23 protein-coding genes and 1 pseudogene are annotated in these 22,606 nt (G+C 70.6%); 14 read left to right on the top strand and 10 right to left on the bottom strand.

The window, feature by feature from the left end; all coding sequences use genetic code 11:
• Positions 1-14 precede the first annotated feature (14 nt).
• Positions 15-647: a TIGR03086 family metal-binding protein gene (locus ACIBK5_RS11085; RefSeq protein ID WP_399018408.1), complete on the bottom strand. Its 633-nt coding sequence runs from the start codon at positions 645-647 to the stop codon at positions 15-17.
• 62 nt (positions 648-709) lie between these two features.
• Here ACIBK5_RS11085 and ACIBK5_RS11080 point away from each other — a divergent pair, with 62 nt between their 5' ends.
• Positions 710-1,534, top strand: coding sequence for a DUF6597 domain-containing transcriptional factor (locus ACIBK5_RS11080; RefSeq protein ID WP_399018406.1), 825 nt, complete (start codon positions 710-712; stop codon positions 1,532-1,534).
• 22 nt (positions 1,535-1,556) lie between these two features.
• The gene (locus tag ACIBK5_RS11075) at positions 1,557-1,892 is read left to right on the top strand and encodes a YnfA family protein (RefSeq protein WP_215119737.1); all 336 of its coding nucleotides are present in this window, start codon (positions 1,557-1,559) and stop codon (positions 1,890-1,892) included.
• An 18-nt stretch (positions 1,893-1,910) separates the two neighbouring features.
• Here ACIBK5_RS11075 and ACIBK5_RS11070 read toward each other — a convergent pair whose 3' ends face one another.
• Positions 1,911-2,348, bottom strand: a complete 438-nt coding sequence (locus tag ACIBK5_RS11070) for an ester cyclase (protein WP_399018405.1) — start codon at positions 2,346-2,348, stop codon at positions 1,911-1,913.
• Between the two features lie 136 nt (positions 2,349-2,484).
• Between ACIBK5_RS11070 and ACIBK5_RS11065 the strand changes: the two genes are divergently transcribed.
• From ACIBK5_RS11065 to ACIBK5_RS11055, 3 genes are all read left to right on the top strand, one after another.
• A complete protein-coding gene (locus ACIBK5_RS11065) occupies positions 2,485-3,261 on the top strand; it encodes an SDR family NAD(P)-dependent oxidoreductase (protein ID WP_399018403.1) in 777 nt (258 codons plus the stop codon).
• A gap of 72 nt (positions 3,262-3,333) precedes the next feature.
• Positions 3,334-4,083, top strand: coding sequence for a tyrosine-protein phosphatase (locus ACIBK5_RS11060; RefSeq protein WP_399018402.1), 750 nt, complete (start codon positions 3,334-3,336; stop codon positions 4,081-4,083).
• 198 nt (positions 4,084-4,281) lie between these two features.
• Positions 4,282-5,082: an LAGLIDADG family homing endonuclease gene (locus ACIBK5_RS11055; protein WP_399018400.1), complete on the top strand. Its 801-nt coding sequence runs from the start codon at positions 4,282-4,284 to the stop codon at positions 5,080-5,082.
• On the opposite strand, the pseudogene ACIBK5_RS11050 reads toward ACIBK5_RS11055, so the two are convergent.
• Positions 5,072-5,584, bottom strand: a pseudogene (locus ACIBK5_RS11050) (RtcB family protein); the annotation flags it as partial. The gene ACIBK5_RS11055 and the pseudogene ACIBK5_RS11050 sit on opposite strands and share 11 nt — an antisense overlap.
• A 171-nt stretch (positions 5,585-5,755) precedes the next feature.
• Between ACIBK5_RS11050 and ACIBK5_RS11045 the strand changes: the two are divergent.
• From ACIBK5_RS11045 to ACIBK5_RS11035, 3 genes are all read left to right on the top strand, one after another.
• Entirely contained in the window at positions 5,756-6,619 is an 864-nt protein-coding gene (locus ACIBK5_RS11045) for a DUF3558 domain-containing protein (RefSeq protein ID WP_399018398.1), read from the top strand.
• Positions 6,620-6,738: 119 nt separating this feature from the next.
• Positions 6,739-7,632, top strand: a complete 894-nt coding sequence (locus tag ACIBK5_RS11040; protein ID WP_399018396.1) for a DUF3558 family protein — start codon at positions 6,739-6,741, stop codon at positions 7,630-7,632.
• A 112-nt stretch (positions 7,633-7,744) separates the two neighbouring features.
• Positions 7,745-9,028 (top strand): DUF2637 domain-containing protein, encoded by a 1,284-nt coding sequence (locus ACIBK5_RS11035; protein WP_399018395.1) that lies wholly within the window; start codon positions 7,745-7,747, stop codon positions 9,026-9,028.
• 87 nt (positions 9,029-9,115) lie between these two features.
• On the opposite strand, the gene lysS is transcribed toward ACIBK5_RS11035, so the two are convergent.
• Entirely contained in the window at positions 9,116-10,858 is a 1,743-nt protein-coding gene (lysS, locus tag ACIBK5_RS11030) for a lysine--tRNA ligase (RefSeq protein ID WP_399018393.1), read from the bottom strand.
• A 141-nt stretch (positions 10,859-10,999) separates the two neighbouring features.
• Here lysS and argS point away from each other — a divergent pair, with 141 nt between their 5' ends.
• Positions 11,000-12,754: an arginine--tRNA ligase gene (gene argS / locus ACIBK5_RS11025; RefSeq protein ID WP_399018391.1), complete on the top strand. Its 1,755-nt coding sequence runs from the start codon at positions 11,000-11,002 to the stop codon at positions 12,752-12,754.
• A 96-nt stretch (positions 12,755-12,850) separates the two neighbouring features.
• Here the strand turns inward: argS and ACIBK5_RS11020 are convergent, their stop codons facing one another.
• On the bottom strand, positions 12,851-13,234 hold the full coding sequence (locus tag ACIBK5_RS11020; protein WP_399018389.1) for a peptidase inhibitor family I36 protein: 384 nt from the start codon (positions 13,232-13,234) through the stop codon (positions 12,851-12,853).
• Positions 13,235-13,541: 307 nt separating this feature from the next.
• On the opposite strand from ACIBK5_RS11020, the gene ACIBK5_RS11015 reads away from it, so the two are divergent.
• Both ACIBK5_RS11015 and ACIBK5_RS11010 read left to right on the top strand, forming a co-directional pair.
• Positions 13,542-14,315: a peptidoglycan-binding protein gene (locus tag ACIBK5_RS11015; RefSeq protein ID WP_399018387.1), complete on the top strand. Its 774-nt coding sequence runs from the start codon at positions 13,542-13,544 to the stop codon at positions 14,313-14,315.
• Entirely contained in the window at positions 14,312-15,145 is an 834-nt protein-coding gene (locus tag ACIBK5_RS11010; RefSeq protein WP_399018386.1) for a DUF2690 domain-containing protein, read from the top strand. The genes ACIBK5_RS11015 and ACIBK5_RS11010 overlap by 4 nt, the downstream gene beginning before the upstream one ends.
• A gap of 46 nt (positions 15,146-15,191) precedes the next feature.
• On the opposite strand, the gene ACIBK5_RS11005 is transcribed toward ACIBK5_RS11010, so the two are convergent.
• The gene (locus ACIBK5_RS11005) at positions 15,192-15,692 is read right to left on the bottom strand and encodes a DinB family protein (RefSeq protein WP_399018384.1); all 501 of its coding nucleotides are present in this window, start codon (positions 15,690-15,692) and stop codon (positions 15,192-15,194) included.
• Between the two features lie 79 nt (positions 15,693-15,771).
• On the opposite strand from ACIBK5_RS11005, the gene ACIBK5_RS11000 reads away from it, so the two are divergent.
• Positions 15,772-16,557 carry a DUF4253 domain-containing protein gene (locus tag ACIBK5_RS11000; RefSeq protein ID WP_399018382.1) on the top strand — a complete coding sequence of 262 codons (786 nt, stop codon included), beginning with the start codon at positions 15,772-15,774 and terminating at the stop codon, positions 16,555-16,557.
• Here the strand turns inward: ACIBK5_RS11000 and ACIBK5_RS10995 are convergent.
• Positions 16,554-17,423 (bottom strand): arylamine N-acetyltransferase, encoded by an 870-nt coding sequence (locus ACIBK5_RS10995; protein ID WP_399018380.1) that lies wholly within the window; start codon positions 17,421-17,423, stop codon positions 16,554-16,556. The two genes, ACIBK5_RS11000 and ACIBK5_RS10995, sit on opposite strands and share 4 nt — an antisense overlap.
• Before the next feature lie 248 nt (positions 17,424-17,671).
• Positions 17,672-18,574, bottom strand: a complete 903-nt coding sequence (locus tag ACIBK5_RS10990) for an SAM-dependent methyltransferase (protein WP_399018379.1) — start codon at positions 18,572-18,574, stop codon at positions 17,672-17,674.
• An 86-nt stretch (positions 18,575-18,660) separates the two neighbouring features.
• Here ACIBK5_RS10990 and ACIBK5_RS10985 point away from each other — a divergent pair, with 86 nt between their 5' ends.
• On the top strand, positions 18,661-19,017 hold the full coding sequence (locus tag ACIBK5_RS10985) for a hypothetical protein (RefSeq protein WP_399018377.1): 357 nt from the start codon (positions 18,661-18,663) through the stop codon (positions 19,015-19,017).
• Positions 19,018-19,044: 27 nt separating this feature from the next.
• Here ACIBK5_RS10985 and ACIBK5_RS10980 read toward each other — a convergent pair whose 3' ends face one another.
• Positions 19,045-20,412 carry a helix-turn-helix domain-containing protein gene (locus ACIBK5_RS10980; RefSeq protein WP_399018375.1) on the bottom strand — a complete coding sequence of 456 codons (1,368 nt, stop codon included), beginning with the start codon at positions 20,410-20,412 and terminating at the stop codon, positions 19,045-19,047.
• A 228-nt stretch (positions 20,413-20,640) separates the two neighbouring features.
• On the opposite strand from ACIBK5_RS10980, the gene ACIBK5_RS10975 reads away from it, so the two are divergent.
• Entirely contained in the window at positions 20,641-21,312 is a 672-nt protein-coding gene (locus ACIBK5_RS10975; protein ID WP_399018373.1) for a DUF4232 domain-containing protein, read from the top strand.
• Between the two features lie 8 nt (positions 21,313-21,320).
• Here the strand turns inward: ACIBK5_RS10975 and hemB are convergent, their stop codons facing one another.
• Entirely contained in the window at positions 21,321-22,319 is a 999-nt protein-coding gene (gene hemB / locus ACIBK5_RS10970; protein WP_399018372.1) for a porphobilinogen synthase, read from the bottom strand.
• Between the last annotated feature and the right edge of the window lie 287 nt (positions 22,320-22,606).

Raw genomic sequence — 22,606 nt, 5'->3', positions numbered from 1 at the left:
ACCCTCCAGGTTGTTTACCCTTCAACAGTACTCGGGGGAACGGCAGCGGGCGCGGGGGCATTCCAGTAAGGGTCCCTGCCGGTCCGCCCGAGCAGCCGCTCCCAGGCCGACGCGCCCTCCGCCACCGGCACCGGCTCCCCGAACACCCCCATCCTCCTGGCCGTCGGCGCCAGCTCGTCCACCGCGCCGGACAGCTCCGCCACGACCTCCTCGTCGGCACCCGGGTACTCCTGGCCCGTCGCCCGCGCCAGGTCCCACACGTGCACGGTCAGATCGAGCAGCGCCATCGAGCCGACCAGCCGCGCCGGCATGTTCATCCCGCCCGTCGTGCCCTCCTCGGCACCCGGCGCCGACCAGGCCGCCACCAGCCGGTCCGACTCCTGAGCGAGCCGCTCACGCCACTCGGGGCTACCGGCGACCGGTTCGGGCTTCTCACCGAAGTCCGACGCCTCCTTCGCGGCCAGCCGCTGGAACTGCGTGATCACCTGGAAGAGGTGATCGACCAGCGCCCGCACGTCGTACTCGGCACAGGGCGTGGGCGCGGCGAGCGCCGCGTCGGGAATCCCCCGCACCACCGGCACCGCCCGCTCCCGCGCCAGGCCCAGCAGCTCACCCATGCCGTACGTCTTCACAGGGTTCGTGTCCATGCCCCGACCGTAGGGACACTCACGACCGCCCATCTTGAAGAAACGCGACGTACGATCCGGCCATGGAGGCACCCCGCCACGACACCCGCGGGATCGTCGACCCGTCCGGGCTGCTGAACCGCGTGCGATTCCGCCGCCACGAGCCCGCCGAGCCGCTGCGCCGGTACGTCGAGTGGTACTGGCTCATCGACTGGGACCTGCCCGCGCCCTACGCCTCCCACGTGGTCCCGCACCCCTCGGTCAACCTCACGTTCCAGTGGGACGAGGAGGAGCGACCGCCCTACGGCGAGGTCACCGGCGTCGCGCTCGGCCTCTACACCAGGAAGCTGACCGGACGGGGCCGGGTCTGCGGGGCGAAGTTCCGCCCCGGCGGCTTCCGGCCGTACACCCCCGGGACGCCGGTCTCCCGCTGGACAGGCCGCACGCTGCCCGCCCAGGAGGTGTTCCCGCAGGTCACCGCCGACACCGCCCGCTCGGTCGTCACCCCCGCCGACGACCGCGCCCGGGTCGCCGCCCTCGACACCTTCCTGCTCTCCCTGACCTGTACCCCCGACCCTCAGTCAGACCTCGCGATCGACCTCGTCGCCCGCATCCGCGCGGACCGCACCGTGCGCCGCGTCGGCGACTTCGCCGAGGCGCGAGGCCTGTCGGTACGGGCGCTGCAACGCCTCTTCTCGACCCACGTCGGCGTCAGCCCCAAGTGGGTCATCCTCCGCTACCGCATCCACGAGGCCCTGGAACAGGCCGGCCACCGCGGCGACGTCGACTGGGCCGGCCTCGCCGCCGACCTCGGCTACGCCGACCAGGCCCACCTCGTACGGGACTTCACGGCGACGGTGGGCGTACCTCCGACGGCGTACGCGGCGGAGGCCCGGGCCGGGCGCTAGGGAGCATGCGAAGCTGACCATCATGTTCGTGCTCCGCTCCGCCGCCCTGTTCGTCGTCGCCGCCCTGTTCGAGATCGGCGGCGCGTGGCTGGTCTGGCAGGGCGTGCGCGAGAACCGGGGCTGGCTGTGGGCGGCCGGCGGCGTCCTCGCGCTCGGCGCGTACGGCTTCGTCGCGACGTTCCAGCCCGACGCCCACTTCGGCCGTGTGCTCGCCGCGTACGGCGGGATCTTCGTCGCCGGTTCCATCCTCTGGGGCGTGGTCGCGGACGGCTACCGCCCGGACCGCTGGGACATCGCGGGCGCGCTGATCTGCCTCGCGGGCATGGCGGTCATCATGTACGCCCCGCGAGGAGACTGACCGGCCCCGCGGATCGGCTCAGAACGGCTCGTCGGGCGGCAGCAGCCCCAACTGCCCCAGGAAGTCCATCTCGTCGAAGTACAGCCGGTAGTCGACGATCCGCCCGTCCCGCACGGTGGCGATGTCCACCCCGCGGATCCTGATCTCCTTCTGCGTCGGCGGGAGCGTCTCACCGTTGGGCAGCTCCAGCGGCCCGGTGTTGCGCCCCCTGAAGACCCCCTCGTCGATGGCCGTGTCTCCCACCTCGTAGGAGTGCAGCGCCTGGAACGACCCGTCGGGAACCGCCTCGGTCATCGTCCGCCAGTACTCGACGATGTCGTCGCGCCCGTGCAGCTCCCCCTCGTCGGGGGTGAAGGCGACGGCGTCCTCGGCGTACAGCTCGCCGATGACCTTCAGATCGGCGTGCGTGGTGATCGCGTCCGTGAGCCGGTCCATGACCTCACGTGCCTCGCCCATGATCCACCTCCAGGAAAGACCGGAAAACCTGGGACCACCCGCCCTCATTCTCCCACCGCGGGCCCCGCCTATCCTGGCCGGAAGCGCTGGGGGTCCTGCCGGCCCCGCCCACCGCACCCACGCCCGAGGAGCTCCCATGGCCACCGCCGCCCCGTCCGCAGCCTCCCGCATCGCCGTCGTCACCGGTGCGAGCAGCGGAATCGGCGCCGCAACGGCCCGGCAGCTCGCCGCGGCGGGCTACCGCGTCGTCCTCACCGCGCGCCGCAAGGACCGCATCGAGGCACTGGCCGAGGAGATCAACAAGGCGGGCCACCAGGCCACGGCCTACGCCCTCGACGTCACGGACCGCGCGGCGGTCGACGAGTTCGCCACGGCCTTCAAGACCATCGGCGTCCTGGTCAACAACGCGGGCGGCGCGCTCGGCGCCGACCCGGTCGCGACCGGCGACCCGGCCGACTGGCGCCAGATGTACGAAACGAACGTCATCGGCACGCTCCACCTCACCCAGGCCCTGCTGCCCAAGCTGGACGCGAGCGGCGACGGCACGGTCGTGGTCGTCTCCTCCACCGCGGGCCACGGCACCTACGAGGGCGGAGGCGGCTACGTCGCCGCCAAGCACGGCGCCCACGTCCTCGCCGAGACCCTGCGCCTGGAGATCGTCGGCCGGCCGGTCCGCGTCATCGAGATCGCCCCCGGCATGGTCAAGACGGACGAGTTCGCCCTGACCCGCTTCTCCGGCGACGAGGCAAAGGCGGAAAAGGTCTACGAGGGCGTGGCAGAGCCCCTCACCGCCGACGACGTCGCCGACACCATCACCTGGGCCATCACCCGCCCCAGCCACGTCAACGTCGACCTCCTGGTCCTCCGCCCCCGCGCCCAGGCGTCGAACACGAAGGTCCACCGGGAGCTGTGACGCCGGCGGGGACACACCCACCGCAGTGAAAGCACAGGCACCGAGCCGGGGTGGCCCATAGGGTCACCCTCCGTGGACATCGACAGACACATACCGTTCGACGCCCTGCACAACTTCCGTGACCTGGGCGGCTGCACCACCGCGGACGGCAGACGCGTCCGCCGGGCCCGCCTCTACCGCGCCGACTCCCTGGGCAAGCTCACCCAGGGCACGGACGACTGGACCCGCTTCCTCTCCCTCGGCATCCGCACGGTCATCGACCTCCGCTACCCCTGGGAGATCGACGCACGGGGCCGCATCCCGGACGACCCGGCCTTCACGTACCACAACCTCAGCATCGAGCACCGCCCCTACGACCAGGCGGCCCTCACCCCCGACATCGCCCCCGGCCCCTACCTGGCCGAGCGCTACATGGAAGTGGCGCAGGACGGCACCAAGGAGATCCGCCGGGCACTGGAACTGGTGACCCAGGCGGCGCGGGCCGACGAGCCGCTCGCATTCCACTGCGCCTCGGGCAAGGACCGCACGGGCCTGCTCGCGGCCCTCGTCCTGGAGCTCCTCGACGTCCCCCGCCCCGTCATCGTCGAGGACTTCGCCCTCACGGACCTGGCGGCCCCCGCCCTCCTCGCCGACTGGACGTCCCGCAACGACGGCCGCTCCCCCACCTGGCCGTCGTTCGGCCGCGCCCCCGCCGAGGTCATGCACCTGTTCCTGACAGACCTGACGAACCGCTACGGCTCGACGGCCGGCTACGTGACCAACGCCTTGGAACTGAACGCACCGGCCCTCTCGACGACCCTCCGGGAGTGCCTCTTGGAGTGATGGATCGGGGCCCTGACCATCACTCACAGGGGTGAACATCCTCGATCACCCGAACGGCCCGCGAACTGGAGACCTAGGCTCACGCCACAACATCAAATCGACGGCCCCCGGCCGGGACTGGCATCCCGGCCAAGGGCCTGACCGACAGGAAGTAGAGGCTTCCCTGTGGCTGACTGCGAGCCTATCGCTCACCAGTTCATGGACCTCACGGTCCCCGAGTACGCGTACATGTTCGGGTTCTTGCAGGCGGATGGACACCTGTCCAGAGGAGCGGGACAGAAGGGGCGGCTGACAGTCGAGATCAGCGCCCGAGATATCGCTCTCCTTCGTAAGTTCCAGAAGCTGACGCCGTATTACAGCAGCATCACCGAGCGCATCCGGTCCACGAACTTCACTGAACGGCACACCTCGGCGACCTGGAGCTTGTGCTCCCTCGACGCAAGAATCAAGATCAACGAACTCGGCCTTCCCTACGGCCGCAAGTCGATGACCATCGCGCCACCTCGTGGAGGATTCTCGCCACGCGATTACCTGCGCGGCATCATCGACGCCGACGGCTCTGTGGGCTACACCCGGCAGGGCTTCCCCTTCGTCTCTCTCACCACGGCCAGCACGGCCATCGCCTCCTACCTGTGCTCCTACGCACAGCAGGTCACGGGAGCGAAACGCACTCTCAAGCGCAACGCACGGGACGGCGTGTACAACGTCCTGTACACGAAGGAGAACGCCCAAGGGCTGTCAGCCGATCTTTACTACGAGGACTGCTTGTCATTGGAGCGCAAGAAGATCGCAGCCGACTCACTGACTGCATGGATCCGCCCGGCGGGCATGAGGGTCGCTCCCGAGCGCCGCCGATGGTCGGAGCAGGAGGACCGCGTTCTACTGCGGCTGAACAACCACGCTCAGGCCGCAAAGGAACTAGGCCGAACCGAGAAGAGCTGCTGTATCCGCCTGTGGCGCCTGCAGACCAAGAAGTTGCCTTTGCCTTCTGGTCGATAGGCCGCTCGAAGAGGTGGTTGCCTCCGCCGAGCGTTCCCATCTGCTTGGCAGCCCGATCCGCACGGAACCGCACCGCCTCCGCAACCCCGTCGAACCGCCCCCAGAAGTCATCCCACCCAGCCGTACCGAACCCGTGCAGCCGCCCCGGGTCGACGGCACTGTCATGCATCCCGCGCCCCACCGGAATCACCTGCTCGATCCGCGACCGCAGTCGCGACAGATCCCCGGGCAGGTCGTTCGCCGTCAGGGACGTCTTCACCGCCGACATCCCGCAGCCGATGTCGACCCCCACCGCCGCCGGGCACACCGCACCCCGCATCGCGATGACCGAGCCGACCGTCGCGCCCTTGCCGTAGTGCACGTCGGGCATGACGGCGAGGCCCTTGATCCACGGCAGCGTGGCGACGTTCCGGAGCTGCTGGAGCGCGCCCTCCTCGACCGAGGCGGGGTCGGCCCACATCCGGATCGGTACTTTCGCGCCAGGTACCTCTACATACGACATAACGTCCTCAATCCCCCGTAAGCGAACAGAAGTCTTCAAGAGCAAATACCGGAGCCAAGGTCTACGAAAGGGAATCCGGACCGGCGTTCACGGCAGTGCGTGCGATACACATTGTGTTCATCGGCTGCCCCGCGACGGCAAGCCAATATCCGCCCCGAGAGGAGCCCCCACGTGCAACGGAAGGCGTACGCACCCGCTATCGCCGCGCTCCTCGCGGCCCTGCTGGCCGGCTGCACCGGCAGCTCGGGCGACGACGGCCCGACGGACGACTCCAACCCCGGTGACACCGGCACGGCTTCGCCCGCCGCCGAGCCGGGCCGCTACCGCACGCTCCCCGAGCCCTGCGCCGCGGTCGGCCAGAGCACGCTCGACGAACTCCTGCCCGGCATCCGGCAGATCACCGACGGCGAACAGCGCGAGAGGGCCTACGAGGGCGAGCCGACGGTCACGTTCGACACCGACCGCAAGGTCGGCTGCCAGTGGAAGGTCGACGGCGCGCAGGCCACGGACCATCTGCTCATCGGCTTCGAACGGGTCGTCTCCTACGACAACGCCGTCAGCGACGACAACCAGGCCGAGCAGCTCTTCGCGGAGCGGGAGGCCGCGGCCCACCTCCCCGAGCCGACGGCCACCGAGTCGGCCGCCACGGAGTCCCCCGCCGCGGGCAGCACCCCGGCCGGCGGCTCCTCCGCCGCCGCGAGCGGCTCCCCCGGCTCGACCTCCTCGCCCTCCTCACCCTCCTCGCCCTCCGGAACTTCGTCACCTTCGGCGTCCGCCTCCGCCACCCCGACCGAACTCCAGCCCCGCGTGCTGGAGGATTTCGGCGACGAGGCCTTCATCGACGACGAGCTGAGCAGTTCCGGTTCGACGGCCAAGCAGCGGACGGTGACTGTGGCGTTCCGCACGTCCAATGTCATCGTGACCATCGAGTACGCCGAACAGCCCGCCACCGTCGGCGTCGTCCCGGACAGCAAGGAATTGCAGGACAGGGCCCAGAAACTGGCCTCCCGGCTGGCCGATACGCTGAGCGACTGAGGCCCCTTCACGCCCCCTTCACGCACACCCGCAAAGCACGCGAAGGAAGACCACACCTCCGCCGCACCGCGTACGGTGACCACTCGGCCCCGTTCCGACCGCAGGGAACCACGAGCGTCATGAGTGAAGGAACCATGCAGCGACGAGCACAGCGAGACCAGCAGGATCAGCGAGCGAAGCGACTCCACCGCGTCCTTGTCTGCGCGGCCGCCGTCCCCGTGATGCTGGTCGCCGCCGGCTGCTCCTCGGACTCCGGCTCCGGCGACAGCACGGACAAGGCCGCGAACGCGGCGGCCTCGGCGTCCGCGAGCCCGTCACCGACCGTCGAGGCGGCGGCGTACGACAAGCTCCCCGAGTCCTGCAAGGCACTGTCGAAGAAGACGCTGAAGGACCTCGTCCCGGAGAGCAAGTCCGGCAAGGAAGGCAAGTCGGACGATATCTCCACGCGTGGCAGCTGTTCCTGGAACAGCCTCGACAACAACGGCGTGAAGGGCTCGCAGTTCCGCTGGCTGAACGTGTCGATGCTGCGCTTCGAGTCGGACACCACCCGCGGCTCCGGCGACAAGCTGGCCCAGCAGTACTACGAGAAGCAGGTCCAGGACGCCCAGGCCGCCGAGGGCGCCAAGGGCGTCAAGTCGGAGCCGGTTGCCGGCACGGGCGACCAGGCGACGGCCGTGCGCTACGACCTGAAGAAGAAGGAAGGCACCTTCAAGCAGCAGACGGTCGTGGCACGCGTCGAGAACGTCGTCGTCACGCTCGACTACAACGGCGCCGGCCTGGCCGGCGACAAGTCCCCGAGCGCCGACGAGATGGCCAAGGACGCGGAGAAGGCCGCCAAGGAGGCCGTGGCCGCGGTGTCCGAGGCGAACGGCGCGGGCGGCGGCAAGGCGAGCGGCGAACCCTCGAAGCCGGCTTCGAAGTCCCCGTCCAAGGAGCCCTCGAAGGAAGCCTCGAAGAGCCCTTCGAAGGACTCCTCCGCGTCACCGTCGAAGACGCCCGCGAAGAAGAGCTGAACACCGCCGACCGGAACCGGCCACCCGTCCTCCGCACACATGTGCCACCCTGTTGCGCGCAACAGCACGCAAGGGGAGGGGAAGACGGGTGGCCGCGCCACAACTGACTCGGATGCACCGCGTTCTCATCGGCGTGGTCGTGGCCGGCGCTGTGATCATCGCCGGTATCGGCTTCGCCGGTTCGTACGCGGCGGTCCGCGAGTTGGCCCTGAAGAAGGGCTTCGGGAACTTCTCCTACGTCTTCCCGATCGGCATCGACGCGGGCATCTGCGTCCTGCTGGCCCTGGATCTGCTCCTCACCTGGATCAGGATCCCCTTCCCTCTGCTCCGCCAGACGGCCTGGCTCCTGACAGCGGCGACGATCGCCTTCAACGGCGCGGCCGCCTGGCCGGATCCGCTCGGCGTCGGCATGCACGCGGTGATCCCGATCCTCTTCGTGGTCGCGGTCGAGGCGGCCCGCCACGCGATCGGCCGGATCGCCGACATCACGGCCGACAAGCACATGGAGGGCGTCCGCCTCACCCGCTGGCTGCTCTCCCCCGGGCCCACGTTCCTCCTCTGGCGCCGCATGAAGCTCTGGGAGCTGCGCTCCTACGACCAGGTCATCAAGCTGGAGCAGGAACGTCTCGTGTACCAGGCACGGCTGCGCTCCCGCTACGGCCGAAGCTGGCGCCGCAAGGCTCCCGTGGAGTCCCTGATGCCCCTGAGGCTGGCGCGCTACGGCGTACCGCTGGCGGAGACGGCCCCGGCGGGATTGGCGGCGGCGGGGATCGAACCGGCGCTGATCCCGCCACCGCCACAGCGGTCGGCGCTGGAGGCCAACCCCGCCGCGGGCAACCATGCCGCTGGGGCGGCACAGGTGGGCGCAGCCGCACCTCGGAGCGAGCAGCGCCCACAGCTCGAGAACAACCCCGACGCCGAGTACGTGGAAGAAGTACTCGGCCCGGACCAGAGCCCATGGTTCAACGCCCAACGCGAGATCGACTACCAGGGCGGCTACGACCCGGCCTACAACCCCGAGCAGTACGCCCAGTGGATCGCGGAACAGCAAGAGGCCGAGCGGTACGACCCCCAGTACGAACAGGCACCCGCCGCCTACGAACAGGCACCCGCCACCCCGGAGGACACCGGCAGCTTCCCCATCCCGGTGGGCCCCAACCGCACCCGGGAACTCGGCGACGGCGGCGGCACCCCACCGTCTCCCGAGCCGGACGAGGAGGCGTACTACCAGGTGTTCCGCCAGTCGATCGACGGCAGCTACCCCACGCCCCGGGTGCTCGGCGACAACATCCAGGCCACCTACGGCACCACGATGAGCCCCAGCGAGCTGAAGTCCCTCGCGGAACGCTTCCAGAACCGTCACGCGGCGGAGCTGGAAGAAGACCACATCGCATAAGGGCAGACCACATCGCACAGGGGCAACAGAAAAGGGGCCCTCGAACGAGAGCCCCTTCCTTCTGTAAGGCGAATACCTGTACGGCGACTACTCCCCGAGCAGCGCCCGGACCCGCTCCTGCCCCACCGCCAGCAGCAGCGTGGGCAGCCGCGGCCCGGTGTCGCGCCCGACCAGCAGGTGGTACAGCAGCGCGAAGAAGGACCGCTGGGCCGTCTTGATCTCCGGCGGCAGTTCCTTCGGCGTCGCGTCGGCGGAGAACCCGGCCTGCACCTTCGGCACGCCGTAGACGAGATGCGTCAGCCCGTCCAGGGACCAGTGCCCGGCGAGCCCGTCGAGCAGCAGCCGCAGCGACTGCCGGGAGGCCTCGTCGAGCGACTTGAGCAGTTCGCCGTCGGGCTCGTCCCGCACGATCGTCCGCTGGTCGGCGGGCACGTGCGTGTTGATCCAGGCCTCGGCCTTGTCGTAGCGCGGGCGTGCCTCGTCGAGCGAGGTCAGCGGCGCTTCCGGGTCCAGCTCGCTGAGGATGCGCAGCGCCTGGTCCTCGTGCCCGGCGGTGATGTCCGCGACGGACGCAAGCGTCCGGTACGGCAGCGGCCGGACCGTCCGCGGCAGCTCACCGGCGGCCGTGCGCACCGCACGCGCGTGCGCGGCGGCGTCGGCCGGCAGGACGCTGCCGTCGGCGACCTTGGCGTCCAGCCGGTCCCACTCGTCGTACAGCCGCTGGATCTCCTGGTCGAAGGCGACCTTGAAGGACTGGTTGGGCCGGCGCCGCGCGTACAGCCAGCGCAGCAGCTGGGGTTCCATGATCTTCAGGGCGTCCGCCGGGGTCGGCACGCCACCCCGCGAGGACGACATCTTCGCCATGCCGCTGATGCCCACGAAGGCGTACATCGGCCCGATGGGCTGCTTCCCGCCGAAGATCCCGACGATCTGCCCGCCGACCTGGAACGACGACCCGGGAGAGGAGTGGTCGACGCCACTCGGCTCGAAGACGACACCCTCGTAGGCCCACCGCATCGGCCAGTCGACCTTCCAGACCAGCTTGCCGCGGTTGAACTCGTTCAGCCGGACCGTCTCCGAGAAGCCGCACGCGGTGCAGGCGTAGGTCAGCTCGGTGGAGTCGTCGTCGTAGGACGTGACGGTGGTGAGGTCCTTCTCGCAGTTGCCGCAGTACGGCTTGTACGGGAAGTAGCCGGCGGCGGTGGAGCTGCCGTCGTCCTCACCGGCCGCGCCGGAGCCCTCGGCGGCCTCCAGCTCGGCCTCGTCGACCGGCTTCTGCCCCTGCTTCTTGGCCGGGCCCTTCTTCGTCCGGTACTGGCCGAGGATCGCGTCGATGTCGCCGCGGTGCTTGATGGCGTGCAGGATCTGCTCGCGGTACACCCCGGAGGTGTACTGCGCGGTCTGGCTGATCCCGTCGAACTCCACGCCCAGCTCGGCCAGCGACTCGATCATCGCGGCCTTGAAGTGCTCGGCCCAGTTCGGGTGCGACGACCCCTTCGGCGCCGGGACGGAGGTCAGCGGCTTGCCGATGTGCTCGGCCCACGACTCGTCGACGCCGGCGATCCCGGCCGGGACCTTGCGGTAGCGGTCGTAGTCGTCCCAGGAGATGAGGTGGCGCACCTGGTGGCCCCGGCGGCGGATCTCGTCGGCGACGAGATGCGGGGTCATGACCTCGCGCAGGTTCCCGAGGTGGATGGGGCCGGACGGTGAGAGTCCGGACGCGACGACGACGGGTTTGCCCGGGGCCCGACGCTCCGACTCCTCGATGACCTCATCCGCGAAACGGGAGACCCAGTCGGTGGTCTCGGTGCTCTGAGCCACGATCGGCACGTCCTTCTTTCTCCAGGGCAGCCGTACGGTCAACGGCCGGTGCCCATTCTCCCAGACGGCATCCCGCCCGGGAAAATGGCTTTACCCCCCGTGGGATACTGAGCGGGTCTATCGATCCACGAGGAGAACGGCATCCATCCCATGACCTCGGTCACGTCGCTCACCGCTCAAGTACAGCAGCGTCTCGCGAACGCCCTGTCGGCCACCCGGCCGGAGGCCGACGCCGACCCGCTGCTGCGACGAAGCGACCGGGCCGACTTCCAGGCCAACGGGATCCTGGCCCTCGCCAAGAAGGCCAAGTCGAACCCCCGGGAACTGGCGACGGAGGTCGTCGGCAACATCGTCACCGGTGACGTGATCAAGGACGTCGAGGTCTCCGGCCCCGGCTTCCTCAACATCACGATCGCCGACCGGGCGATCACCGAGAACCTCGCCGCGCGGCACGCGGACGGCGAGCGTCTCGGCGTGCCGCCGAAGGAGAACCCGGGCATCACGATCGTCGACTACGCCCAGCCGAACGTGGCGAAGGAGATGCACGTCGGCCACCTGCGGTCGGCGGTCATCGGCGACGCTCTGCGCGGCATGCTCGACTTCACCGGCGAGAAGACGATCGGCCGGCACCACATCGGCGACTGGGGCACCCAGTTCGGCATGCTCATCCAGTACCTGTTCGAGCACCCCGGCGAGCTGGCCCCCGCGGCCGACGTCGACGGCGAGCAGGCGATGAGCAACCTGAACCGGGTGTACAAGGCGTCGCGTGCGCTCTTCGACGCGGACGAGGAGTTCAAGGAGCGGGCCCGCAAGCGGGTCGTCGCCCTGCAGTCCGGTGACAAGGAGACGCTCGAGCTGTGGCAGCAGTTCGTGGACGAGTCGAAGGTCTACTTCTACTCCGTCTTCGAGAAGCTCGACATGGAGATCCGCGACGAGGAGATCGTCGGCGAGTCCGCCTACAACGAGGGCATGCCCGAGACCGCCCGCATCCTGGAGGAGACGGGTGTCGCGGTGCGCTCCGAGGGCGCGCTGGTGGTGTTCTTCGACGAGATCCGCGGCAAGGACGACCAGCCGGTCCCGCTGATCGTGCAGAAGGCCGACGGCGGCTTCGGCTACGCGGCCTCCGACCTGACGGCGATCCGCAACCGGGTCCAGGACCTGCACGCCTCGTCCCTGCTCTACGTCGTGGACGTACGCCAGTCGCTGCACTTCAGGATGGTCTTCGAGACGGCCCGGCGGGCCGGCTGGCTGAGCGACGGCGTCACCGCGCACAACATGGGCTACGGCACGGTGCTGGGCGCGGACGGCAAGCCGTTCAAGACGCGTGAGGGCGAGACCGTACGGCTTGAGGACCTGCTGGACGAGGCCGTACAGCGGGCCGCGGAGGTCGTACGGGAGAAGGCGCAGGACCTCTCCGAGGACGAGATCCAGGAGCGGGCCGCACAGGTCGGCATCGGCGCGGTGAAGTACGCCGACCTGTCGACGTCGCCGAACCGGGACTACAAGTTCGACCTGGACCAGATGGTGTCGCTGAACGGCGACACGTCCGTCTACCTCCAGTACGCGTACGCCCGGATCCAGTCGATCCTGCGCAAGGCGGGCGAGACGAGGCCGGTCGCGCACCCGGAGCTCGCACTCGCCCCGGCGGAGCGGGCACTCGGTCTGCACCTGGACGCGTTCGGCGACACGGTCTTCGAAGCGGCCGCGGAGTACGCCCCGCACAAGCTGGCGGCGTACCTGTACCAGCTGGCGTCGCTGTACACGTCGTTCTACGACAAGTGCCCGGTGCTGAAGGCCGAGACGCCCGAGCAGGTGCAGAACCGTCTGTTCCTGTGCGACATCACGGCCCGCACCCTCCACCAGGGCATGGCCCTGCTGGGCATTCGGACGCCTGAGCGGCTCTGAACCGGGCCGAACCGAGCCGAACCGGGCCCTGACGACAGGCCGAGGGCGGCACTCCCCCGTGGAGTGCCGCCCTCGGGCGTGGTGGAGAGCCGCCGGTCAGCGGCAGTTGACCCACGTGTTGGACTTCATGTACCGGCTCGTGCCGCCGGTCTCCTTGTACCCCCTCGGGACAACCCCGCTGGACCCGCCGTGGTTCTTCTCCGAGAACCACTTGAAGTCGCAGGAAGCGCCGTGGTTGTACCAGGACTTGAAGCTCTGGAACACGACGAACTGGGTCAGGTCGTTGTTGGTCCCGGCGACCTTCTGCATGCGCCCGGTGTAGTTCTGCCCGGCCCACACGCAGAACCAGCCCGACGGACAGTCCGAAGCCGCCTGCGGCGAGGCCTCCGCCGCACCGGCCGTACCCGCGTTGCCGGCCAGCAGACCACCGGTCAGCGCGATCCCCCCGGCCATGACGGCGAGCTTCCTGGTCATACGCATCTTGCTTGCCCCCTTCGTGGTGGGCCGACCACACCGGCCGGCTCGACAACGAGACTGCGGGCCGGGGACGGGTATCCACCACAGTCGCCACAGAAGTGACGTACTCACGGGACGTCCCAAGCCCTGACCTGCCCGGACATCACCCGCCGGGACGGTACGGCGGGACGCTCGCGGCGGGCGGTGGCCGAATCGGTAGGGGGCGGCAGGGGGATCGGAACCGATGTATGGGGCACCGCGTGGATGCTGTTGCAGAATGCGGCGGTAAGGGGACCGCTGACCACGGTCCGCGAACGCGAGTGGGGGGAACATGTCGCGTTGGAAAGGGCTGCCCGAAGAACTGGACCCGCGTGTGCGGCAGTTGGTGGTGCGATTACGCCGGGCCAAGGACCACAGCGGACTGAGTCTGCGCCGGCTCGCGGCGAGGACGGGCTACAGCCCGTCGTCCTGGGAGCGCTACCTCGCCGGCCGCTCTCTCCCGCCGCGGGAGGCCGTCGAGGCGATGGCCCGGCTCGGCGGTGACGATCCGATCCGGCTGCTCGCGCTGCACGAGGTCGCCGCCGAGGCCTGGGCCACGGCCACCGAACACCGCGGACCACCGGCCGGACCCGGCACCGGCACACCCCGCCCGCACGGCCGGGCGCTGCGCATCACCCTCATCGCCGGATCGGTGGCCCTGGTACTGGCCGTCGCCGCCACGGTCCTGCTGGCCGTACGGCTCACGGACGGCGAGGGCAAGGCTGCCGCGACCCCCCTCACCGCGTCCACGGCCACGCGGGCACCGGGGTCGCCGAAGCAGCCGGAACGCGAGCGCCCCACCTACACCTGCCGGGCGGAGCGGATCGACGGCCGCTGGTACGCGGGCAACAGCCGTACCCAGAAGGCCATCCTGGCGAAGGGCCACGCCGGACCGGAGGTGGCCGAGGCGCAGTGCCTGCTGCATGACGCGGGCCTCTCGCCGGGAGCCGTGGACGGCATCTTCGGCCCGCACACGCAACGCGCGGTCAAGGACCTGCAGAAGCGTTCCGGCCTGGTCGTGGACGGCATCATCGGCCCCCACACCTGGAAGGCCCTACGGGAATGACGCGGTCCTCGCAGCACGCGCTGCCGCCGGAACGCGCCCGACTGGCCGCCGCGCTGAGGGACTTGAGGACCGGCACGGGGCTGAGCCTGGCGGCCCTCTCGACGAAGACCACCTTCAGCAAGTCGTCCTGGGAGCGCTATCTCAACGGCAAGTCCCTCCCGCCCAGCCGAGCGGTGCGGGAGCTGTGCAGCCTCGCCGGCGAGCCGGAGGGCCGCTGCCTGGCGCTGTGGGAGCTCGCGGAGTCGGAGTGGAGCGGCAGGGCGGCGGCGCGGCCCACGGACGCGTCCGTGCCCGCGGACCCCCCGGACACGGACGCCGCCGGGCATCCCGCCGGCGGCAGGGGCACGGTCATGGCGATCCTCGCCTCGGTCTGCGCGATAGCGGCCGGCGGCCTCTCGGTCGCCCTGGTCCTCCTCGCGGGCCACACCGGCGACGGCCGCCCCTCCGCACCGCCTTCCTCCGCTCCGGCACCCCGCTGCCGGGGAGCCACCTGCGAGGGCCAGGACCCGATGCCCATGAAGTGCGGCACGCACCCCCTCACCCTCGCCTCGCACCGCACGTCCACCGGAGCCCACCTCGAACTGCGCTACAGCGCGGAGTGCGGGGCGGGCTGGGCGAGGATGTGGAGCACCCGCATCGGCGACCGCCTGGAGCTGGACACGGCCGACGAAGGCACGGGCCGCCCGCAGAGCGCGGAGATCACGGACGGCATCGCCGCGCAGTCCTACGTCTACACACCCATGACCGAGGCGAGACGCGGCGCGACCGTCCGGGCCTGCTTCCGCCCGGTGGCGGGAGGAAGCCGCGAATGCTTCGAGGCCCGCGTCTGACAGCCCCCGCCTCCACCTCCGCCCCCGCCCCGCCTCCGTCCCCGTCTCAGCGCTGAGCCGTGCTGTTCGCGCCGTCCAGTGCCTCCCGGATCATGTCCGCGTGCCCGGCGTGCTGGGCCGTCTCCCGGATCAGATGCAGCAGGATCCGGCGCGCCGACCAGTACTCGCGCTCCGGCGGCGACCAGGGAGTCATCGGCAGGGGCACGCCGCGGTCCAGGTCCGGCAGCCCGGCCAGGGCCTCGTCGGTCGCCCGGGCGGCCGCGGTGTACGCCGCCAGCAGCCCGTCGAGCGTGTCGTCCTGGGCCATGCGGTACTGGCCCATGTCGAGCATGCCGTCCGGCAGTTCGCCGTCGCCCTCGACCATGATCCGCGTCCACGCCGCCTCCCCTTGGGCGAGATGCTTCACGATCCCGCCCAGGGTCAGCTCACTCACGGTCGTACGCCGGGCGGCCCGCGCGTCGTCGAGTCCGCGCACGGTGATCAGCAGCAGCTCCCGCTGCTCGGCGAGCGCGTACGCCAGGTCGGTCTTCTCCGAGGAACCGTTCATGCGAGGACCGTACGGAGCGAATAGGTCAGCAGGTGTCCGCTGATGTCTCCTTGTCAGTGGTCGGATCTACAGTCACCCCATGGCGACACTTCCGAACCCGCTCCCGACGCTGGCGGCAGACCCGAGCGGCCGCGCGCTGGGGCTTGAACTCCCCGCCGGGACCCTGCTCGACACCACCGACGAGGGCCCCTGGCACGAGCCGTTGCTGTGGTGTGCGGAGGAACGGGCCGTTCCGGGTGGCTGGACGGCGCTGGAGCCGACACGGCGGGCCGGGCTGCTCCCGGTCATGCTCGACATAGGCGATGGGCACGGCGGGCCGGACAGCTGGGAGCTGATGCCGGGCGAGGTGTCCTACCCCGGGGATCACGACGCCGAAGAGGTGCTGGCGGAGTACTGGGAGGAATGCGCGGCGGAGGGCGACGCATGGCCCGGGCCGGCCACGCCGGCCGCTCGGGCTCAGGACCCGGACGCGGTCGCCACGGACATCGCGGACTCGCTGCTCGAGGACGGCGGTCCGCTGAAGGACCCCCGCCTCGCCCTGGTCCCGGCCCGCCGCAGCGCCGACATCCCGACGGCGATCGGCTGGACGGGCCCGGCGAACCACGAGGGCGACACGGCCCGCGTCAGCGCGGTGCTGCGCTCCTGGGAGGACCGCTTCGGCATACGGGTCGTGGCCCTCGGCTTCGATCATCTGCTGGTGTCGGTCGCCGCACCGCCCACCACCCTCGCGGAGGCGGAAGCCGTCGCCGCCGAGCACTTCGCGTTCTGCCCGGACAACATCTGGCAGAGCACCGACCCCAGCCTGCGGGCCTACGCCGAGGGCCAGGTCGTCGATCAGCCGGCCTGGCACTTCTGGTGGGACTAGGCACCTCCAGTCGGCAGCAGCGTCATCCCCTCTGGCACGGCGATGCCGAACTCCTCCTCCAGAAGCCGCCGCGCCTCCGCCTCACCGGTCACCACGCGCTCGGTCACCGTCCCGTCGGCGCGGGTGTCGGTCAGCAGGCTCCCGTGGAGCAGCAGGTGCCGCGCGGCGCTGACGCTCTGGACGTAGACGCGCTGGGTGAACGGCGAGCGCGGGTTGGTGCCGATGTGCCAGTTGATGACGTCGAAATCGGGCTTCTCGAAGGGCTCCAGGGTGAAGGCGTACTGATCGGCCCAGTCGTCCTTTCCCTGGTCGTGTGCCTGGAGTACCCACATCTCCAGGGGCCCGTCGTGCGGCACGTGCACCAGGCGATGCCGCCGCCCCGCCCCGGCGAACTCGACATCCGTCACCAGCGGCACCGGCTCCAGCAGCGCGCCGATCGCCCCGAAGCCGGCGTCCGCGAGGTAGGGCCGCGGTTCGCCGGGCACCTCCACCAGCAGCGCCATGTGTGTGCGCGGCCGGCTTGCGATGCTGTCGGCGCCCACGACGACCCGCGCGGTCAGCAGGGCCACCCGGAAGCCCAGCGCCTCCAGCGCGCGGGCGAACAGCGTGTTGTGCTCATAGCAGTACCCGCCGCGCCGGCCGTGGACAAGCTTGGCCATGAGGTCGGCCTCCTCTAGGGAGGGTGCCTGGCGGCGCAGCGCGTCGAGGTTCTCGAACGGGATGGCCCGCATGTGCGACAGCTGCACACCACGCAGGGTCGCCGCGTCGGCCCGCCGTTCCCCCTCCCATCCGATCCGCCGGAGATACGCGTCGAGGTCGAACTGCACGGACTGCACGGACTGCTCGCTCTGCACGGAATCGGACATGACGTCACCGTAACCAGCACGGTCCGCCCCAGCCGCAGGCCACAGCCGTAGCTCCCGCTCCGCCTTTGGCCCTAGGTCTGGTGCCAGGATCAGCGCTCCGGGAGAAGATCTCCGGGATCCGGACACGGGAGCAGCCGGCCCCCTGCTCAGCCCCGGGCAGCCGGACGCCGGAGTGCCGGGCCAGCCGGGGTGCCGGGGTACCTACCCGGCCGCCGGGCCGCCGGGGTGCCGGGGTGCCGGGGTGCCGCTCAGCCCTTGGCCCCGATCCCCGCGTACACATTGATGTCCGCGTCCGTGACGTCGTTGATGTCGCGGTAGCGGACCTTCTCGATGTCGTCGAGGCCGGCGAGGAAGGACTCCTCCGGCTGCTCGGGGACGGGAGCCGCGTGGTCGGGCCGCCAGCGGTGCGCCGGGACGACGCCCGGGTCGGCGATCTCCAGGAAGTTCTCCGTGAAGAACCGCTCGACCTCCGCCCGGGACCGCAGTACGAAGGTGAACCCCCGCTCGGTGTACGTCCGCTGGACCGCGCGGATGTTCTCGGGGTTGAGGTCCTCGGTGAGATGGCTGAGCACCAGCCGGCTGCCGACGGGCAGCGCGTCGAGCAGCTCGCGCACCAGCGGATACGCCTCCCCGTCCTCGACGAAGTGCAGGATCGCGACCAGGCACAACGCGACCGGCTGGTCGAAGTCCAGTGTCTTGGCGGCCTGTTCGAGAATGCGGGCCGGGTCCCGCAGATCGGCGTCGATGTAGTCCGTACGCCCCTCGGGGCCGCTGGTCAGCAGGGCACGCGCATGTGCGAGCACGACCGGGTCGTTGTCGACGTACACGACCCGCGAATCGGGGGCGACGCGCTGCGCGATCTGGTGCACGTTCTCGGCGGTCGGCAGCCCCGTGCCGATGTCGAGGAACTGCCGGATGCCGTCCTGCTCCACCAGCGTGGTCACCGCGCGGCGCAGGAAGTCGCGGTTGTGCCGGACGTCGAGGTACCCGCGGGGGTTGGCGGCGAGCCCGGCGGCGGCCGCGTCCCGGTCGGCCGGGTAGTGGTCCTTGCCCCCGAGGAAGACGTCGTAGACCCGCGCCGGGTGCGCCTTGCTGCTGTCGATCCTCCTCTGCAGCTCGGCGGGATCCTGGCTGAGCGCGTCACCGGACATGGACGTCTCCCTGAAGAGTAGGTGGTTCAATCAGCAACCACTCCGACGGTCAACAACCTAACGCCTCAGCTGATTTGATGGTGCCCGTGCGAACCAGCGAGCGAGCGACGACGACCCTGTGGCGTCCCACCGGCCCCAAGGAACTGGAGCTGCTGCGGGAGCTCGACTGGCGTGCCTGGCCGCCCCGGCTCCCCGAGCAGCCGATCTTCTACCCGGTCCTCAACGAGGACTACGCCGTCAAGATCGCACGCGACTGGAACGTCAAGCACGACGGCGCCGGCTACGTCACCCGTTTCGAGGTCGACTCCGGCTTCCTGAACCGCTACCCGGTCCAGCAGGCCGGCGGGCGGACGATCCTCGAACTGTGGGTACCGGCCGAGGAACTCGACGAGTTCAACGCCCACATCGTCGGCAAGATCGAGCTGGTGCACGAGTTCCACTGAGAGGACGTCAGCCAGTCCGCCGTCCGGTCACTCGGTGGTCCCTTCCTCGACCCACTTGTCACCGCCCAGCGGGAACTCGTACGCCGGACGCCCGTTGTTCCCGCTCGTACGGAAGGGCCGGCCCTTGTCGTCCACCGTCAGCGTGCCCTGCCGGCTGCCGCTGGACCAGCTCAGCTCCAGGTACCAGCTGACGTCGTAGGCGGAGGCGTCGGCCCGGACGTAGTAGACCTCCGGGTCGGACTGGCTCACCGAGAACGGGAAGTCGTCATGGCCCGCCTCGGGGACGACGGAGGGCCGCGCGGCATCCAGGGCGACCGTGAAGAAGCGCGTCGGGACGCCACCGCCGCAGCCGACGCCCGGATAGCCCATGGCGTAGTCGTTCCAGGCGAGCGGCGTCCGCTTGGCGACCATACGGACCGTCAGCCCGTCGACGACCACCGTCTCCTTGCCCGTGCCCTGCACGGTGAGCTTCAGAAGCTGCTGCCCCGACGGAACGGCCCCCGCCGCCGCCACCCAGGCGGGCGCGTCCTGCTCCAGCGGCGGCGGCCCGACCTGCCCCGGCGGACGGTTCACCAAGTAGCGCTGGGAACAGGGGTCTTCCCAGGCATGCGCGGTGGTGTTCACGGTGAGGGGGACGGAGCCGGCGGCGGGGGCGCCGGTACGGCCGGGACGGCCGTTGCCCTCGCCGCCAGCGGGGGCACGCGGGGCAGGGGACGCGGAGGCGGAGCCCTTTCCCCCGTCCTCGCTCTTGCTGTTGCCCTTGTCCTTGCCCTTGCCCTTGCCCTTGTCCTTGCCGGTGCCGGCCGAGGAACTGCCCGAGGGAGACGCCGAGGCGACCGCACCGCCGTCCGGCGTCCGGCCGCCGTCGGACACCGCGGCCGCACCCCGACGCCCGTCTTCGTCGGCCCCGCCGGAGGGCACGGCCACGGCGAGCCCGACCCCGCCCAGCACGACCGCCACGGCGATACCGGCGAGGAGCGCGGGACGAGGCCGCCGTGACCGGGGCCTCTCCTCGGGCACCGCCTCCGAAGCCGGCCCGTCAGCAACCGCAACCACAGCCGCACCCGCACCCGCACCCGCAGGTTCTGCCTCTCCTTCTGCCTCTGCCACCACGGGCTCAGGCGAGCCCCCACCCCCCTTGCGCCCCCGCCCCGCATCCGCCAGCACCCACCGCCGATGCAGCTCGACGAGCTCCTCGGGCGACGCCTTGCACAGCCGGGCGAGCCTCTCCACCGGCGCGTAGTCGGCGGGCACGGCATCCCCGTTGCAGTACCGGTGCAGCGTCGACGTGCTCATGTGGAGCCGCTTGGCGAGCACCCCGTAGCTCAGCCCGGAACGCTCCTTCAACTCCCCCAGCAGCGCGGCGAACTCCGCCGCGGCCGTGCCTTCCGACACCCTTCCTCCATCCCCCACTGTCCCGTTCACCCGTTCCAGGGCAGGGACATTTCCCCAGGTCAAGGCATGCACGGGCGTTCCAGCGTCCCTGATGCTCCGCCGGGTGTGGCGGCCGGGACGGATGACCGCACAAGCTCTGGTCATCCAAGCACGCCGCTCCCGGCCGACCGGTCGGCGGCTCGCTCGGCTCTTCTCGCCAACCGCCTTTGTCCGAAAGGGAACCCACCCATGCGCAAGCACCACGCCCTGCCCGTCGCCCTCCTGGCCGTCCTCGCCCTCACGGCGTGTGAGGACGGCACGGGCACGCAGGACGAGGGCGCGGCCAAGCCCCAGCTGACGTCATCGACGACGGCGACCGACGCACCCCAGCAGACGGCCACCGACGCGAAGGGCACGCATGCCGGGACAACCGGCAAGGCGAAGGGCGGGAACCCCGGGGCGGCCAGGCCCACCGACCCCGCCGACCCGGCCAACCGCGTCTCCTGCAACGGCACCAACACCACCGTCACCGCCCAGCCGGTTCGCCGCCCCCTCAACCACATGCTGATCACGGTCAAGAACACCGGCTCGAAGTACTGCGACCTCACCTACTACCCCGTGCTGCGCTTCGACGAGATGCAGTGGGTCCCGCGGCCGATCGAGGACTCGAAGCCGCAGGCGGTGACGACCCTGGCCCCCGGCGAGTCCGGCTACTCGGGCGTGACGCTGTCGGCGGCCGACGGCAGCGGCGACGGCGGCACCACCGCCCGCAAGCTCACGGTCGGCTTCCAGGGCCGCACGCCGAACAGCAGCGGCGGCCCCTCGGCGCTCCCGTCCCTCCCGGCCAAGGGCGTGTACTACGACAGCTCGCTCACGGCCACGTACTGGCTGCGGGACAGGGACGAGGCCCTGACCTACTGATCCCGGGCCTACTGCTCCTTGAGCTTCTGCGCCACTTCGGTGGCCCAGTAGGTGAGGATGTTCCGCGCACCGGCCCGCCGGATGCCGGTCAGGGCCTCCATGATCGCCCGGTCCCGGTCGATCCAGCCCCGCTCGGCCGCGGCCTCGATCATCGAGTACTCGCCGGAGATCTGATACGCGGCGACGGGCACGTCCGAGGCGTCCGCGACCCGGGCGAGGATGTCCAGGTAGGGCCCGGCCGGCTTGACCATCACCATGTCGGCGCCCTCTTCGAGATCGAGGGCGAGCTCCCGCAGCGCGTCACCCACATTCGGGGGATCCTGCTGGTACGTCTTCCGGTCCCCCCGCAGGGAGGAGCCGACAGCCTCCCGGAACGGCCCGTAGAAGGCGGAGGCGTACTTCACGGTGTAGGCGAGGATGGCGACATCCTCCCGCCCGATCTGGTCGAGGGCGTCCCGGATGACCCCGACCTGCCCGTCCATCATCCCGCTGGGGCCGACCACATGGGCCCCGGCATCGGCCTGCACCTGGGCCATCTCGGCGTACCGCTCCAGGGTCGCGTCGTTGTCGACCCGCCCCTCGGAGTCCAGCACCCCGCAGTGTCCGTGGTCGGTTGTCTCGTCGAGACACAGATCGGACATGACCAGCAGGTCGTCCCCCACCTCGGCCCGCACGTCCCGGAGGGCGACCTGCAGGATCCCGTCCGGGTCGGTCCCCGGCGTCCCGAGGGCGTCCTTCTTCGACTCCTCCGGCACGCCGAAGAGCATGATCCCGGAGACCCCGGCCGCGACCGCCTCCGCGGCGGCCTTCTTCAGACTGTCCCGGGTGTGCTGCACGACCCCGGGCATGGCCCCGATCGGCACCGGCTCACTGACGCCCTCGCGCACGAAGGCCGGAAGAATGAAGTCGGCGGGGTGCAGCCGGGTCTCGGCCACCATCCGACGCATGACGGGGCTACTCCGCAAACGCCGCGGCCGAGTACCGGGAAAAGATCCGTACATCGTCATGCCCCCTACGCTACGCCCGCCCCAAACCCCCCGATACCAACACCCTGTCGGCCCCCACCACCCCCAGCTGCGGGCATGCGCGCCACCCCAGCTACGCCCCCGCGCCACCCCAGCCGCGCCCCCGTGCGCCCCTAGCTGCGGGCATGCGTGCCGCTAGGGGCGGCACGGGTGGGCGCAGCGGCACCCCGCTCCGCCGGGCTGCGCACCCACCAGCCCCCGCCCCCGGCGCCGAGCACCCCAGAATCCCCCCAAATGCGCCCACCACACCCCAGGTCCATCCTGAAACA

The organism is Streptomyces sp. NPDC050546 (assembly GCF_044457425.1).
Classification (GTDB): Bacteria; Actinomycetota; Actinomycetes; order Streptomycetales; family Streptomycetaceae; genus Streptomyces.
Note: the sequence above shows the minus strand (reverse complement) of the source record. Positions and strands in the feature narration are given on the sequence as shown.